Source organism: Halogranum gelatinilyticum, from assembly GCF_900103715.1.
In the GTDB taxonomy this organism is placed as follows: Archaea; Halobacteriota; Halobacteria; order Halobacteriales; family Haloferacaceae; genus Halogranum; species Halogranum gelatinilyticum.
The window spans coordinates 268975-283194 of record NZ_FNHL01000002.1 but is presented as its reverse complement, the minus strand read 5'-3'; the positions used below and the strand labels follow the sequence as shown (position 1 = coordinate 283194).

Sequence of the window (14220 nt, the reverse complement as noted above, 5' to 3'; positions counted from 1 at the left end):
CGCTGCGGCGACAACCAATCAGTCAATGCTGACCGACGTCTCCGGCGTCCACCACGTCTCCGCCATCGCCAGCGACCCCCAGCGAGTCGTCGACTTCTACACCGACGTCTTGGGGCTTCGGTTCGTCCGGCGCACCGTCAACTTCGAGGACCAGTTCAACTACCATCTCTACTTCGGCGACGCCGACGGCTCGCCGGGGTCCGTGCTGACGTTCTTCGCGTATCCACGGGAGGTCGAAGGCCGCCTCGGCAGCCCCGGTATCCACACGACGCAGCTGGCGATTCCCGAGCACGCCGTCGAATACTGGGTCGAACGGCTGCGGAGCCACGACGTCGAGGTGGGCGAGCTGACCACGAGGTTCGGCAGTGAGGCGCAAGGTGCTTCGAGAGAAGCGAGCGACGACCAGCCGCGAGCAGAGACCGTCGTCCCCTTCACGGACCCCGACGGGATGCAGGTGGAACTGGTGACTGGGCCGTCCCAAGACCTACCCTACGAGGCCGGTCCGGTCCCGGTCGACCGCGCGATTCGGGGCGTCCGTGGCGTCTCGCTCCAGTCGCGGAGTCCCTACGTCACCGCGAGCCTGCTCGACACCTTCGGCTTCGACCTCGTCGGCGAGAACGACGAGCGCGTCCGCTACCGACTCCCCGGCGGCCGCCGCTCGACCGTCGACATCCTGACGGGCGACGCCTCCTTCGGCCGGGAGGGTGCGGGGTCGATTCACCACGTGGCCTTCGGCGTCGAGGACGAGGACACGCTTCACGAGTGGCGCGAGCTGCTGGAGGAGCGCGACTTCGACGTCTCGCGCGTCAAGGACCGCCAGTTCATGCACTCGCTGTACGTTCGGGAACCCGGCGGCGTCCTGTTCGAGCTGGCGACGGAGCGCGAGGGCGTCGCCGTCGACGCGCCGGTACCGGGCGAGTCGCTCGTCCTGCCGCCGTGGCTGGAGCAGGACAGAGGGATGATCGAGGGACAGCTGCCGCCGCTCTCCGCGCCGGGTGAGAGCGAATAATGGCCGCGGAGGGACCTCATGCCGACCAGCCCATCGAGACGGCGGGCGCGCCGCTGGCCGTCGCCGACGCGGCCGTCGTCATGCTCCACGGCCGCGGCGACAGTCCACGGAACTTCCTCCGGCTGACCGACGAGTTCCACCACCGCGGCGTGCTCGCTATCGCCCCGGAAGCGGCCGGTCGCGCGTGGTATCCGGGGCCGCTTGAGGAACCCCGAGAGAACAAGGAGCCGTGGCTCTCCTCGGCACTCGCGCTCGTCAACCGCGCGGTTGACGTGGCCGCGGACGCAGGTATCCCACCCGAGCGGGTCGTCTTTGTCGGCTTCTCACAGGGTGGGTCGATAGCGGCGGAGTACGTCGCCAGTCAGCCACGGCGATACGGCGGCCTCGCAGTCCTCGCGGGGAGCCTGTTCGGTCCCGACGCGGGCGGCGACCACGGCGGCGACCTCGACGGCACGCCCGTCTTCCTCGGCTGTGGCGCGGACGACCCGCACGTCGACGCCGACCGAATCCGAGGGTCGGCAGCGACGTTCCGGCGACTCGGTGCCGACGTGACCGACCGCGTCTACGACGGACTCGGCCACAGCATCAACGACGACGAGATTGCGGCGATAGACCGGTTGGTCGGTGGCGTTGCTGGCATCTCTGGCGTCGCTGGCGACGACACTCGCGACGAGTCCTGAGAGTGCCCATCAGGGCCGCGAGGAGTCGCGGTCCAACTCGAAGCGAGTCCGCGTGTACCGGTCGTTGTCGCCGAGACAGTAGCCGACAGCGAAGGCCGCGTCGTCGGGATAGACGTGCAGCGACCGACTCCTGACGGGGCTGTAGACGGCGTGGATGTCGTTGACGCGGGGGTCGACGACCGCCGCGTCGCCCGGGTGGAGGACGTGTGAGTCGAGGATGCGGAGTTCGTACTCGTCGTGACCGGCTTCGTGGGCAACCATGTCGACGACGACGAGCAAGCCGTCGACGAGGACCTCAAAACAGGGACGGCCGTGGTGTTCGTGCGGCAGGAGGCTGTAGCCCGGTGGCCACTCCATGAAACGGACGACGTGGCTGCCGGGGTCGCCGACGACCTTCCGGCGGGTGTAGCTGTCCGCCGGGGCCGGGTCGGTCGCGACGCCGTCGAAGAACGTGGGGTCGCGGATGGCGGCTTGCAGGAGGGCTGGCCCGCGCTCGACGAACGCGTCGTCACCGAGTGCGAGGAGGTCGCCGAGTCTCTCAGAGAGGGCACTGACGGCCTGGTTCGGCCCGTGGGATGCCGCACGGCTCATAGCGTACTAGACGTCGTGACAGTACATGAGTCGTGCTCCGAGAGAGCCAGCCACGCTATGGAAACCGTTTTTCAGGCCCCTCCCGAACGTCGAGCCATGAACGTACGCGACATCGCCGACCTCGGGCCGGACGAGCGCGCCGCCCTCTTCGAGCGCGACGCCGGCATCGAGGCGGTCCGGGGTGACGTCCGCGACATCGTCGACCGCGTCGAGACGGAGGGCGACGTGGCCGTCCGGGAGTTCTGCCGCGAGTTCGACGGCGTCGAGGTCGGCAACCTCGACATCACCGACGCGGCCGAACGCGCCTACGACGAGATCGACGAGGGGGTTCGCGAAGCCATCGAGACCGCGGCCGAGAACATCCGCGAGTTCCACGAGCGACAGGTCCCCGACGACTGGCGCGAGGACTTCGACGGCCGCGAGCTGGGCCGTCGCTACCGGCCGCTGGACCGCGTCGGCGTCTACGCCCCCGGCGGGACCGCCGCCTACCCCTCCAGCGTCCTGATGGGCGTCGTCCCGGCGAAGGTGGCTGGCGTCGACCACGTCGCCGTCGCGACACCGCCGGCCGACGAGATCAACCCCGTGACGCTCGCGGCCATCCACGTCGCCGACGCGGACGTCGTCTACAGCATCGGCGGCGCGCAGGCCATCTCGGCGCTCGCCTACGGCACGGAGACGGTCAAGGCCGTCCAGAAGGTCGTCGGGCCGGGCAACAAGTGGGTCACGGCCGCGAAGGCCGAAGTCCGCGGCGACGTCGAGATCGACTTCCTCGCCGGCCCGAGCGAGGTCATGGTCGTCGCCGACGACACCGCCGACCCCGCCTTCGTCGCTGCGGACCTCGTCGCACAGGCCGAACACGACCCGAACGCTTCGGTCGTCGCCGTCACTGACGACGAGGCAACGGCGGAGGCCATCGCCGACGAGGTCGACAAGCAGGCCGCCGAGCGTGAACGCGCCGACATCATCGCCGACGCGCTCGACAACGACGCCAGCGGCGTCTTCCTCGCCCGCTCGATGTCCGAGGCCGTCCTCTTCGCCGAGGAGTACGCCGCCGAACATCTGACGATTCAGGCGCGCGACGACGAGGAGCTGCTCGACCGCATCTCCAACGCGGGTAGCGTCTTTCTCGGACCATATACTCCTGTCGCGGCGGGCGACTACGCCTCCGGCACGAACCACGTGTTGCCGACGAACGGCGGCGCGCGGCTCTACGGCGGGCTCTCCGTGGACAGCTTCCTCCGGTCGACGACGGTCCAGCGACTCGACCGCGAGGGACTCGACGGTCTCGCCGAGACGGTCACGACGCTCGCCGAGGCCGAGGGGCTGGAGGCCCACGCCGCGAGCGTCCGCAAGCGGTTCGACGGCGAGGCGACCGACGGGACGACCGAAGCAGGCGACGACGCCGACGAGTGAACCGCAGCCAGTCGACGCCGACGTTCGCCGACGCCTGTGAGTCGGTCCTCTCGGAGCCGGAGAGCGAGCACTCGCTGTATACGACGCTCGCGCCGCTGTACGACCGGCTGATGGCCGACCTCGAAGAGCACTACGACAACAAGTTCCGCGCGCTCGCGCCGCACGTCCCCGAGACGGCCGAGACGGTCCTGGAGGTGGGCTGCGGCGTCGGCGGTCTCCTCCCCCTGCTCGAAGCCCGCTTCCCGCACGTCGTCGGCCTCGACCGTCGGCCCGAACTCCTGGCGTTCGCCGAGCGACGCGCCCGCCACGCCGCCCTCGTCGAGGGCGACGTGACCGACTGCGACCTCGACGAGCGTTTCGACGTCGTCGTCGCCGTCGAGTACGTCACCGCCCACCTGCTGACCGACGACGACCTCGCGGCCGCCTTCGAGACGGTCTACGACCGGCTGCAGCCGGAGGGCGTGTTCGTCTTCGACGCGGTCGTCGACCCCGTCGCGGTCGAGGAGCCGGGCGTCGACGTGTTCACGGGCGGTGGCTACCGGCTCGAACGCGCCGTCGACGTCGTCCCCGCGCCCGACCTCCCCGGCGTTCGCGTCGACACCGACTACCGCGTCACCGACGTCGCGGGCGACCGACAGGCGACCGCGAGCGAGCGACTGCCGGTTCGGACGTTCACCCTCGTCGAACTCCGTGACGCGCTCGCGGCGGCTGGCTTCGGCGACGTCGTCGTCGAACACGACGCGGCCGACGAGGGCGCGGTGCTCGTCGTCGCACGGCGGTGAGCGGGGGGCGAACCGGCGAACCCCTACCCCAGCGTCAGGGTTAACACGTCGGACCAAGTAATGATGGCTATGAGCACGGAAACCGCCGAGGGGAGCGCGCGCGCGCCCATCACGGTCACACCAGCGGCGGCCGACGAGGCCCTCTCGCTTCTGAACAGCGAGGGGATGGACACGGACGTCGCCGGGCTGCGGCTGTTCGTCCAGCAGGGCGGCTGTGCGGGTCTCTCCTACGGGATGCGCTTCGACAACGAACCGGAAGACGACGATACGGTCACCGACTTCCACGGTCTCCGGGTCTTCGTCGACCCCGCGAGCATGAAGTACATCGGCGGCTCGACGCTCGACTACGAGAGCGGCCTGCAGGCCAAGGGCTTCCACGTCGAGAACCCCAACGTCGAGAGCGAGTGCGGCTGCGGCGAGTCGTTCCGGACGTAGAGCAAGGTTCTTTTCGTCGGCTCCGTAGGTGGGCGTATGGCCCTCCACTCACGACGCGACGTTCTCGGACTCGGGAGCGTAGCGGCGGCGACGGCACTCGCGGGCTGTACCGACTGGCAGTTCGCGCGACGGCCCGACCTGACCCTTGACCTAATCAACCGCTACCCGAACCCGGTTGAGTTCCATGTCGAACTACTCAGGGCGGATGGGAACGAGCGAAGCGAGGCGAGAGTCCTGAACGAGTGGTACGAGCTGCCGGGACGCGACGAGGAGTCCGGGAGAGTCAGCGACGAGAACGCCGTCCCCAGCCGGCCGTATCTGGTTCGCGTCGCAGCCAGAGACACTAGTGGCCGCCACATCGACCAGGCACACTACCACTTCCTCCCCGACTGTACGGGCGGCGACCACCCACCGGAACGGCTGCTCATCGCGCTCTCAGCAAACGAGAACGTCGAAGGAGCGGCGTACTTCGTTGAGTTCACGCAGTCCTACTGTTCGACCGACGCTGTCATCCTCTGACGGAGGAACCAAGTTCAAAAGCCACCGTAACGTACTGGTCGTCGTGACACTCGAAGCATCTACGACGCCCGACGGCGAGCAGGTCTACGTCAGCCGAAGCGAGGGACTCCGCGGCTCGGAAGGGCCGTTCTTCGTCGTCTACGTCTCCGACGACGCCGACAACCGCTGGGGGTTCTACTGTAGCAACTGCGACACGTTCGACAACGCGATGGACACGATGGGCCGCATCGCCTGCAACCAGTGTGGCAACATCCGCAAACCCGACGAGTGGGACGCCGCCCACGAGTAGGCCGAGTCAGGCGATTCTCGCGCCAGAGGGCTTCAAGTTGTCGATGACGCCCGTGCCAAGATTTATCATGGGTGGTGAACAATAATCATTTACATGGCCCCTGTTACCATGCCACCAGTCGAGCAAGCGCGGGAGATATTCACCCGTCTCGGCTACGTCGTCTCCGGCGAGGGGACGGAACTCACGGCGGAGCGCAAGTGGCGCACCGTCCACGTAACCGCGATGACCGGAACGGATGCGGAGACCGAATGTATCCGCACAGACGGCGGCGACGGCGAGCCGCGATTGCGCTGTTTCGTCACGTGGGACGGCTATGCAGGGGAGCTTCGTGAGCGACTACTCGACGTCAAGCCGCCGTACGACTGGGCGGTCATCGAGGTCGACAACCACGGCGGCTACGAGGTCCTCGACAACGCGACCGTCCCGGCCTGACCGGGCTGACAGCCCACCGACTTTTTCACCCCACCAGCCGACCGGAGAGCCATGGCCGTACTCCAACTCGACATCGTCACACAGGCACTCGCCGAGTTCGCCGCCAACTTCCGAGCCGCGCTCCCCGCAATCATCTCGGGACTCGTCTTCCTGTTCGTGGCCGCCATCGCGGTCAAGGGTATCCTGTTTGCGCTCAAAGTCGCCCTCTCGCGGACGCTCCCCGGGGAGGCCCCAGCCTACCGACAGTTCATCACGACCATCGTCGCCGTCTTCCTCTGGTTCGGCGTCGGCCTGTCGTTTCTCTCCATCGTCGGTCTGGAGAGCATCGCCGCCTCCCTCGGGACCGCCGCGGGCTTCATCGCACTCGGCATCTCCTACGCCACGTCGGGCATGATCGCCGACGCCGTCGCGGGCGTCTATCTGCTCAAGGACCCCGACTTCAACCCCGGCGACCAGGTGCAGGCGGGCGACACCACGGGCGTCGTCGAGACCATCGAACTCCGCAAGACCCGACTCGCAGTCGACGGCGACACGGTCGTCCGTGGCAACGCCGAGATCGAGAAGAAGTGGCGGAAGATGGGACCACCGGCAGAGAACGTCGAAAACGCCGAAAACGCCGGAAACGCCGAGACCGACGCGAGTGTGACTAGCTAGCACATCTTCCGAGCGGCTTATCTCTCCAGCGAGCGAACGACTGGCCGTGTTTATCGGTCACGCTCTCCTCGCGTTCGCGCTCGTCGCGAGCGTCGCCGCGTTTCGCGGGTGGCCGCGCGAGCGCGCGCTCACGGTCGGTATCGTCGCCGGGCTGTTCGCCGCCGCGCCCGACGTCGACATCGCCTACGCGCTCGTCGGCGTCGCCACCGCGAGCGTGACCGACGCGCTGGCGTTGGCGGGCGTCTTCTGGCAGACTGGCAACCTCGTCCACCGGGCGGTCACCCACTCGCTCGTCGTCGCCGTCGTCGTCAGCGTCGCCGTCGGACTCGTCACCAGCTGGCGACGGGCTGAAGGTGGGGCTGGCGCACGGCCCGCAGGGGCCGCCGGTCTCGTCGTCGCGACCGCACTCGTCGCCGTCGCGGGCGCGGTCAGTGGCGTGCTGGGCGCGAGCGTCATGGGACTGTTCGTTCTCGTCTCGCTCGCGGTCGCCGTCGCGGCGGCCGACCGGACCGACCTCGACGCGAAGACGGTTGCGAGCGCGGCACTCGTCGGCGTCGCCTCCCACCCCTTCGGCGACCTCTTCACCGGCGAGCCGCCAGCGATGCTCTACCCGTTCGAGGTGACGCTCGTCGCCGAGCGCGTCACGCTCCACGAGGCCGCGACGCTCCATCTCCTCTCGGCGTTCGGTCTCGAACTCGCGACGGTCTGGGCGGCCGCGCTCGTCGCACTGTGGCTCACCGGCCGGTCGCTTCGGACCGTCGTCGACCCGCGGGCGGCACTCGGCGTCGGCTACGCCGCCAGCCTGCTCGTCATCCCGGCACCGACGCTCGACCTCTCGTATCCCTTCGTCTTCACCGTGCTCGCGGTCGGGGCAATCGGCGCGACGCCGCGGATGAACCGGCGCGGGCGGACCGGAGCCGACGGAGCGTCCGCCGTCCTGACCGGGTCCCCGGTAGTCGGCCGGTTCGCGGCGTTCGAGCTGCCCGACCGCTACTCGGCCGCCCTGACCGGACTGGCCGCGGTCACGCTCGCGTGGCTCGCGTACTCCGTCCTCTATCTCGTCGCCTGAGCGGTTCCGAGGCCGAAACGTTTTGCACCACACCCCACCTACGGATGGGTATGTCGCGCTCCGGCCTCCGAGACGTCGTCGAACGCCGACAGACGAACGCCGTCATCGGCTGGCTACTCGTGGGGTTTCTCACCCTCGTCGCCGGTGCCGGGCTGTTCACCGGCGACCTGCTCTGGGCCGGGTTCACCATCGTCGTCGCCGCGCTCGTCGTCGTGCCCGCCGTCGTCTCCCGTGACCCGCTGGCGATGCTGCCGTGGGAGGTCGTCGCCCTGGCGTCGCTGCCGATGCTCGCCCGTGTACTCATCACCGGCCAGCGCGTCGGCGGAATCACTCTCACCGGACGGGTGACGACCTATCTCGCCGTCGCAGCGGTCGCGCTCATCATCGCCGTCGAACTCGACGTGTTCACCCCGGTGAAGATGAACTACTCCTTCGCCGTCCTGTTCGTCGTCATCGCGACGATGGCCGCTGCGGGCGTCTGGGCGGTCGCCCAGTGGCTTTCGGATATCTATCTCGGGACCGCCTTCTTCGCCGAACGGGTCGGTGAGACGACGACCGCCGAGACGAGACTCATGTGGGACTTCGTCGCCGCGACGGCCGCCGGGCTCGGCGCGGGGCTGCTCTTCGAGTTCTACTTCCGCAGGCAGCGTGACCGCGAAGCCGCGCTCGTCGAGGAGGTGCAGACGTGAGTTCCGACGCAGGCTCCGGGGGCGAGAGAGCCTCCGACGGCGGGTCGGCCGCCTCGTCCAACGTGGGGGCAGACGCCTCGTCCGACGTGGAGTCAGGCCCGAAAGCGGGTGAGATGGGTGAGACGGCGGACGCCCCGGCGTCGGCGGCACTCGCCCGCTTCCGCTCGCTCGTCGACCTCGACGAACGGACCCAGCGGTGGCTCGCGCGAGCGATGCAGCTGACGCTCGTCGGGCTGCTGTTCATCGGTCTCGAACGCGGCGACCTCGGCATCATCGTCAATACGGCCGTCGCACTCGCCATCACCTACCTGCCCGCGATACTCGAACGCGACTACCACGTCCCGATGAATCCGGGGCTGACGCTGTGGATCTCCTCGGCCGTCTTCCTCCACGCGCTCGGCACCGTCGGCGTGCCGGGGACCGACCAGTCGTTCTACACGTCGCTCGCGTGGTGGGACAGCGTCACCCACGCGCTGTCGGCCAGCGTCGTCGCCGCCATCGGCTACACGGTCGCCCGCGGCATCGACGAACACACCGAGGCCGTCCGGCTCCCCCCGCGGTTCATGTTCGTCTTCATCCTCCTCTTTGTCGTCGCCTTCGGCGTCTTCTGGGAGGTCATCGAGTTCGCCATCGGCGGCGCGGCCGACATCACGGGCAACGACGCCGTCCTGACGCAGTACGGACTGGAAGACACGATGACCGACCTCATCTTCGACATCGTCGGCGGCGTCATCGTCGCGGTCTGGGGGACGGCCCACCTGACGGACGTCGCCGGAGCGGTGACCGCGCGGCTCGACGGGACGGGGGACTGAGGCGGGAGCGCGAACCGTCGGCGGCAGTCGGAGAGTGCGTCACGTGGTATCATTAGGGACGGTCTTTTTCATCTAGCCGAGTGAACAGGAGGGTGGATGGTATACAAGAAGATCACCCTCATCGGCCGCAGTGACGAGAGTTTCGACGACGCCGTCGACGACGCGATCGACCGCGCACAGAACACCCTCGACAACGTCCACTGGATCGAGGTGAAAGAGCTGGGTGTCGAAATCGCCACGGTCGACACACGAGAGTATCAGGCGGAGGTCGAGGTGGCCTTCCAGCTCGAAGAGCCACAGGGCTAACCGACGAACCGGACGCCAGCGACGCTGCGACGGAGGCTGCGTCGCCGACCGTATCCCGAGCCGCATCCCGACGGCTTCTTGTCGTCGGAAGCGTCACCTCGGGTAATGCCGCGGTTTCTCCACTATTCGGACATCGAGAACGTCTACGACGACCCCGAGCGTGCGGGCCGCCTCGCCGGGACCATCACTGAGCTGGACGGCGACGACGCGCTCGTCGTCGGCACCGGCGACAACACCTCGCCGGGCGTCGTCGCGATGGTCGCGAAGGGCCACCAGGCACTGGACTTCTTCCGCGCCGTCGACGCCGACCTCGCGACCTTCGGCAACCACGACTTCGACTACGGTCCCGACGAGACCCGGACGCTCCTCGCCGACGCCCCCCAGACCTGGGTGAGCGCGAACGTCTTCGACGAGGACGGCGAACCCTTCGGCGCGGCCGAGGGCGTCGTCCCGTGGACCGTCGAACAGGTCGACGGCGCACGCGTCGGCTTCTTCGGCGTCACCGACCCCGCGACCGACTCGCTGAACCCGAGTGCGGCCGAGTTGACCCTCTCGGACCCCTACGAGGCCGCCGAGTCGGCCGTCGCCGACCTCCGTGCCGAAGGCGTCGACTACGTCGTCGCGCTCTCCCATCTCGGCGGGGGCGACGACGAACTGGCCGAGCGGGTCGACGTCGACGTTATCCTCGGCGGCCACGTCCACAGCGAGCGCGCGGAGTACGTTAACGACACGCTCCTGACTCGCCCCGGCGTCAACGGCGAGGTCGTCCTCGAAGTCACGCTGGACGCCGACGGCGCGCGCGTCGAACGCCACGATGCGACGCAGGGACCGGAGACGCCCGAGTTGGCCGACGCCCTCCGTGCCCGCGTCGCGGCGGCCGGGCTGGACGAGGTGGTCGCGACGGTCGACGAGCCGATTCCGCGCGACGCCGACGTGGTCCACGGCGGCGAGTGTCGCGTCGGCAACTTCGTCGCCGACGCCTACCGGTGGGCGGCCGACTCGGACGTCGCGCTCCAGAACAGCGGCGGCCTGCGTGCGGGTCCGCCGCTCGCGGGCGACGTGACCATCGCCGACCTCGTGAGCGTCGTCCCCTTCGAGGAACCCGTCGCCGTCGCCGAGGTGACGGGCGCGGAGTTGCTCGACGCCTTCCGACAGATGTCCTCGGCCGTCGTCGACTTCGGCGAGGACGGCTGGTGGCACGGCCACGTCAGTGGCGCGCGGATCGTTTGGGACGACGACGCCGCGGAACTTCTCGAGGCGACCGTCGGGGGCGAACCCGTCGACCCCGAGCGACTGTACACGGTGGCGATGGCGGAGTATCTGCTCCACTCGGACCACGAGTTCCCGGCCATCGAGGAACGTCACCGCGCGGGCGAGTTCGGGATTCAACACGACGTGCTCGCGGACTACGCCCGTGAGTTCGGCATCGACTCGGCCGTCGAGGGCCGTATCGAGCGACGGTCGTCGGCCGCGGGGTCGGCGACGACGGCGACGTCGGCGAGTCAGACGGAGTGAGCCGTGGGCTGGCGGGCCGGACGGCCGCCAGCGAGTCACCGAATCGCACGACAGCCACCCGCACTCTTTCGCCCAAAGGGTAAGGTTGACACCGCCGAGGCGAGTGGGTTCTGGCAATGACACTGGTCGTGGTTCCCGTCCGCTACCCCCTGACCAGCCACTCGCGAGCGACGCTCGCGGAGGCCATCGAGGTCGCCGAAGACCGCGATGCCGAACTGACTGTCCTGCACGTCAACCTCTATCAGGACAGCGACGGGGTGACGCGGACAGAGCTGAAACGCGCGGTCGAGCGGGAGTTCGGACAGGTCCCCCGGACGCGGTACGTCGTCCGTCGGGGCTTTCTCGTCGAGGAGACGATTCTGGAAGAGGTGGCCGCCGAAGGGGCCGACGTGGTCGTCATCGGCTCGAAACAGGCAGGCCGCTGGCGACGGACCCTCCGTCGGTTCCTCGACGACCCGGACATCGAGTCGTTCCTCCGCGAGAAACTGGACTGTACCGTCATCACGGTACGGGCGAGCTGAGCGGCGGCCGCCGGCTACGTCGGCTACATCGACTCGTCGGGGGTTTTGGATGCGTCGCCGTTGGAGGCGTCAGCGTCCGAGGTGTCGACATCGGTGGTATCGACGGCATCGACGTCGGGCGCGCTGCCTCCATCTTCGAGCGTCTCGCCCTCGGGGACGCCGTCTCCGGTCGCCGCGGCGTCGACGTCTCCTTCTTCGCTGGGCGGGGCGGTACCGTGTCTGACCGCGACCTGTGCTTCGCCGCTCGTCTCGTCGAAGATGAGATGCTGGTGCGGGTAGGCGAACTCGATGTCGACGTCTGTCTCCTCGACGAGAGCCCACAGCTTGGTCTGGACGTTCGAGCGGACGGTGCCGATCTTGTACGGTTTCTGTGCCCAGTAGCGGAGTCGGATGAGCACGCCGTGGTCGGCGTAGCTCTGGATGTAGGCCCGCGGCGTCGCCGGATAGCGGGCACTCCCGATGCGGATGTCGGGACCGCCCTCGATGACGTCGTCGCACTGGCGGGCGGCGCGCTCGATGAGGTCCCGCGAGCCGGGGATGTCGCTCTCGTAGGTGACGAGCACGTCGAGCGTCAGGCGGGTCCGCTCGTCCTCGGCGGAGAAGTTCGTCACGTCGCGCTCGCGGATCGAGGAGTTCGCGATGACGAGGAAGGTGTTGTCAAGGGTGATCATCTTGGTGTACCGCAGCGTGATGTCCTCGACGAAGCCGCGCTTGCCGTCGTCGAGTTCGATCATGTCGCCGATCTCGTAGGGCTGGTCGGCGAGGACGAACAGCCCGTTGATGACGCTGCCGACGATGGGTGCGAGCACGATACCGAGGACGGCCGAGAAGACCGTCACCGAGAGGACGATGTTGCCGATCTCGAGACCGGCGAGCGTCATTCCTAACACCGTGAAGACGAGGACCGTCCCGACACGGACGCCCCGGAGGACGGTCTGGGCGACGCTCTGGCGATGGAACCGCTTGGCGATGGGCCGACCGAGCAGCCGGACGACGTACTTCGAGAGGGAGGCACCGACGAGCGCGACGAAGATGACCACGAGGATCTGGAGCGTCGGCGTCGCCGGAAGCACGGGGAGGAGATCGAAGATACCACCGGCCGGTTCGGGCGTCGGGGGACCGCTCGTCGGTGTGGGGCTTGGCGCGGGAGTCGGCGTCGCTGTGCCGGAGTCCGTGCCGGTCTGGCCCGGTGTCGACGTCCCTGCCTGTGCGAGGAGACGGTCGAGCAGTCGCCGCCAGCCAGTTGTCATTGCATAGCCCTCTCCGTGTCGGTGAAAAAGCGTTGTCCTCTCAGGGGGCGTGTCACACACCGTCCAATCCGGAGAACGCCCGGACCGGAGCCGGTGCGAGTCGAACGACCGTGATATACCACAGGGTTTCGGAAATCTGTGCTACTCGGTTTTTAGTAAATTCCTTAAGGTGGGACCACAGTGGGTGAACCATGGTAGACGACCTCCGAGTCAACATGGAGCGCGTCGGGGAGCGCTTCAACCTCGGCGAGTACGAAATCGACGCATATCTCGCCGTCCTCGAACACGGCGAACTCACTGCGAGCGAGATCGCAGACAGGACAGAGATCCCACAGCCGCGGGTGTACGACACGGTTCGAAGCCTCTCGGACCGCGGACTGGTCGAGCTCCGCGAGTCGCGGCCGATGAAGATCGTCGCCGTCAACCCCGAGGACGCCTTCGGCAACATCCAGTCGTCGCTGACGGAACTCGTCGAGGAACTCGGTGCACGGTACACTGCGCCCGCGCGAGACACCGAGGCCGTCTCGCTCGTCAAGTCCCGCTCGACCATCCTGCGGTATCTCGAAGACGTCATCGACACCGCCGAATACGAACTCGTCCTGTCGCTGACGCCGGACCTCCTGCGGCGGTTCTACGAGGATCTCTCGGCCGCCATCGACGACGGCGTCAGCATCGACCTGCTCGTCACGCCCGCGAGCCGCGCGCCGGACCCGGCGGAGTTCGACTATCTCGAAGTCTGTACCATCGCCCGTGCGCGGCGAGGGATTACGACGCCGGTGCTGGCCGTCGCCGACGGCGAGTACTCGGTCTACGCGACACAGGACGCGCTGCGCGACGACCAGGACCGCTACGGCGTCATCTTCAACCGTTCGGCACTGGGCTTCCTCGTCAGCGGCTTCTTCGGGACCGTCCTGTGGACGACCGCCGAGACGCTCGCGGCCGACGGGATGCACCACCCCTTCCCGCGGCGCTACGCCTCTATCCGCCGAGCCGTCAAGGACATCGAGGAGATGGGCGGGGAGTTCTACGCGACCGTCCAGGGCCGCGACGTCGAGACGGGCAACGCCATCGTCGTCGAGGGGAAGGTCGTCGAGGTCTCGTTCGTCGACACCGAGGAGGTCGCCTCGATGATCATCGAGACCGAAGACGGCCGTCTCGAAGTCGGTGGGCTGGTCGCGGCGCTCGAAGACATCGAAGCGCAGGAACTGCGGCTGGCGCGCGAGGCGCCGCCGGGCTTGGAATAGCAGAACTCGT

18 protein-coding genes are annotated in these 14220 nt (G+C 68.2%); 16 read left to right on the top strand and 2 right to left on the bottom strand.

What is annotated here, in order from left to right; genetic code table 11:
- The first annotated feature begins 25 nt into the window (after window positions 1-25).
- Together BLR57_RS07980 and BLR57_RS07975 are read left to right on the top strand one after the other, a co-directional pair.
- A complete protein-coding gene (locus BLR57_RS07980) occupies window positions 26-1009 on the top strand; it encodes a VOC family protein (protein WP_089696364.1) in 984 nt (327 codons plus the stop codon).
- Window positions 1009-1689: an alpha/beta hydrolase gene (locus tag BLR57_RS07975; protein WP_089696361.1), complete on the top strand. Its 681-nt coding sequence runs from the start codon at window positions 1009-1011 to the stop codon at window positions 1687-1689. The genes BLR57_RS07980 and BLR57_RS07975 overlap by 1 nt, the downstream gene beginning before the upstream one ends.
- Window positions 1690-1698: 9 nt before the next feature.
- Here BLR57_RS07975 and BLR57_RS07970 read toward each other — a convergent pair whose 3' ends face one another.
- Window positions 1699-2280, bottom strand: coding sequence for a hypothetical protein (locus BLR57_RS07970; protein WP_089696358.1), 582 nt, complete (start codon window positions 2278-2280; stop codon window positions 1699-1701).
- A gap of 96 nt (window positions 2281-2376) precedes the next feature.
- On the opposite strand from BLR57_RS07970, the gene hisD reads away from it, so the two are divergent.
- The 13 genes from hisD (at window position 2377) to BLR57_RS07905 (ending at window position 11716) form a co-directional block, all read left to right on the top strand.
- On the top strand, window positions 2377-3693 hold the full coding sequence (gene hisD, locus BLR57_RS07965) for a histidinol dehydrogenase (RefSeq protein WP_089696355.1): 1317 nt from the start codon (window positions 2377-2379) through the stop codon (window positions 3691-3693).
- On the top strand, window positions 3690-4475 hold the full coding sequence (locus BLR57_RS07960) for a class I SAM-dependent DNA methyltransferase (protein WP_089696352.1): 786 nt from the start codon (window positions 3690-3692) through the stop codon (window positions 4473-4475). Before hisD ends, BLR57_RS07960 begins: the two co-directional genes overlap by 4 nt.
- A 69-nt stretch (window positions 4476-4544) precedes the next feature.
- Window positions 4545-4910, top strand: coding sequence for a HesB/IscA family protein (locus tag BLR57_RS07955; protein ID WP_089696348.1), 366 nt, complete (start codon window positions 4545-4547; stop codon window positions 4908-4910).
- A gap of 36 nt (window positions 4911-4946) precedes the next feature.
- On the top strand, window positions 4947-5429 hold the full coding sequence (locus BLR57_RS07950; protein WP_089696345.1) for a twin-arginine translocation signal domain-containing protein: 483 nt from the start codon (window positions 4947-4949) through the stop codon (window positions 5427-5429).
- A 43-nt stretch (window positions 5430-5472) separates the two neighbouring features.
- Complete coding sequence (locus tag BLR57_RS07945; protein ID WP_089696342.1) at window positions 5473-5718, top strand: DUF5816 domain-containing protein; 246 nt, start codon at window positions 5473-5475, stop codon at window positions 5716-5718.
- A gap of 93 nt (window positions 5719-5811) precedes the next feature.
- Window positions 5812-6150, top strand: a complete 339-nt coding sequence (locus tag BLR57_RS07940) for a DUF7116 family protein (protein WP_089696341.1) — start codon at window positions 5812-5814, stop codon at window positions 6148-6150.
- A 51-nt stretch (window positions 6151-6201) separates the two neighbouring features.
- Window positions 6202-6804, top strand: a complete 603-nt coding sequence (locus BLR57_RS07935; protein WP_089696338.1) for a mechanosensitive ion channel domain-containing protein — start codon at window positions 6202-6204, stop codon at window positions 6802-6804.
- Window positions 6805-6850: 46 nt separating this feature from the next.
- Entirely contained in the window at window positions 6851-7873 is a 1023-nt protein-coding gene (locus tag BLR57_RS07930; RefSeq protein WP_089696335.1) for a metal-dependent hydrolase, read from the top strand.
- A gap of 50 nt (window positions 7874-7923) precedes the next feature.
- Window positions 7924-8562 carry a hypothetical protein gene (locus BLR57_RS07925; protein ID WP_089696332.1) on the top strand — a complete coding sequence of 213 codons (639 nt, stop codon included), beginning with the start codon at window positions 7924-7926 and terminating at the stop codon, window positions 8560-8562.
- Window positions 8563-8675: 113 nt separating this feature from the next.
- Complete coding sequence (locus BLR57_RS07920; RefSeq protein ID WP_394327574.1) at window positions 8676-9374, top strand: DUF2238 domain-containing protein; 699 nt, start codon at window positions 8676-8678, stop codon at window positions 9372-9374.
- A gap of 96 nt (window positions 9375-9470) precedes the next feature.
- Window positions 9471-9680 (top strand): dodecin, encoded by a 210-nt coding sequence (locus BLR57_RS07915; protein WP_089696329.1) that lies wholly within the window; start codon window positions 9471-9473, stop codon window positions 9678-9680.
- Window positions 9681-9785: 105 nt separating this feature from the next.
- Entirely contained in the window at window positions 9786-11195 is a 1410-nt protein-coding gene (locus BLR57_RS07910) for a bifunctional metallophosphatase/5'-nucleotidase (RefSeq protein ID WP_089696326.1), read from the top strand.
- A 116-nt stretch (window positions 11196-11311) separates the two neighbouring features.
- Window positions 11312-11716 carry a universal stress protein gene (locus BLR57_RS07905; RefSeq protein WP_089696322.1) on the top strand — a complete coding sequence of 135 codons (405 nt, stop codon included), beginning with the start codon at window positions 11312-11314 and terminating at the stop codon, window positions 11714-11716.
- Window positions 11717-11739: 23 nt separating this feature from the next.
- Here the strand turns inward: BLR57_RS07905 and BLR57_RS07900 are convergent, their stop codons facing one another.
- Window positions 11740-12966, bottom strand: coding sequence for a mechanosensitive ion channel family protein (locus BLR57_RS07900; protein ID WP_089696319.1), 1227 nt, complete (start codon window positions 12964-12966; stop codon window positions 11740-11742).
- Window positions 12967-13157: 191 nt separating this feature from the next.
- On the opposite strand from BLR57_RS07900, the gene trmB reads away from it, so the two are divergent.
- Window positions 13158-14210, top strand: coding sequence for an HTH-type sugar sensing transcriptional regulator TrmB (gene trmB, locus BLR57_RS07895; protein WP_089696315.1), 1053 nt, complete (start codon window positions 13158-13160; stop codon window positions 14208-14210).
- Window positions 14211-14220 lie beyond the last annotated feature (10 nt).

Bases quoted from the DNA above. Each gene is read 5' to 3' on its own strand.
- BLR57_RS07910 (WP_089696326.1), top strand. From the start codon at position 9,786: ATGCCGCGGTTTCTCCACTATTCGGACATCGAGAACGTCTACGACGAC.
- BLR57_RS07935 (WP_089696338.1), top strand. From the start codon at position 6,202: ATGGCCGTACTCCAACTCGACATCGTCACACAGGCACTCGCCGAGTTC.
- BLR57_RS07905 (WP_089696322.1), top strand. From the start codon at position 11,312: ATGACACTGGTCGTGGTTCCCGTCCGCTACCCCCTGACCAGCCACTCG.
- hisD (WP_089696355.1), top strand. From the start codon at position 2,377: ATGAACGTACGCGACATCGCCGACCTCGGGCCGGACGAGCGCGCCGCC.
- BLR57_RS07915 (WP_089696329.1), top strand. From the start codon at position 9,471: ATGGTATACAAGAAGATCACCCTCATCGGCCGCAGTGACGAGAGTTTC.
- BLR57_RS07955 (WP_089696348.1), top strand. From the start codon at position 4,545: ATGAGCACGGAAACCGCCGAGGGGAGCGCGCGCGCGCCCATCACGGTC.
- BLR57_RS07950 (WP_089696345.1), top strand. From the start codon at position 4,947: ATGGCCCTCCACTCACGACGCGACGTTCTCGGACTCGGGAGCGTAGCG.
- BLR57_RS07980 (WP_089696364.1), top strand. From the start codon at position 26: ATGCTGACCGACGTCTCCGGCGTCCACCACGTCTCCGCCATCGCCAGC.
- BLR57_RS07900 (WP_089696319.1), bottom strand. From the start codon at position 12,966: ATGACAACTGGCTGGCGGCGACTGCTCGACCGTCTCCTCGCACAGGCA.
- BLR57_RS07970 (WP_089696358.1), bottom strand. From the start codon at position 2,280: ATGAGCCGTGCGGCATCCCACGGGCCGAACCAGGCCGTCAGTGCCCTC.
- BLR57_RS07940 (WP_089696341.1), top strand. From the start codon at position 5,812: ATGGCCCCTGTTACCATGCCACCAGTCGAGCAAGCGCGGGAGATATTC.
- BLR57_RS07975 (WP_089696361.1), top strand. From the start codon at position 1,009: ATGGCCGCGGAGGGACCTCATGCCGACCAGCCCATCGAGACGGCGGGC.
- trmB (WP_089696315.1), top strand. From the start codon at position 13,158: ATGGTAGACGACCTCCGAGTCAACATGGAGCGCGTCGGGGAGCGCTTC.
- BLR57_RS07920 (WP_394327574.1), top strand. From the start codon at position 8,676: ATGGGTGAGACGGCGGACGCCCCGGCGTCGGCGGCACTCGCCCGCTTC.
- BLR57_RS07925 (WP_089696332.1), top strand. From the start codon at position 7,924: ATGTCGCGCTCCGGCCTCCGAGACGTCGTCGAACGCCGACAGACGAAC.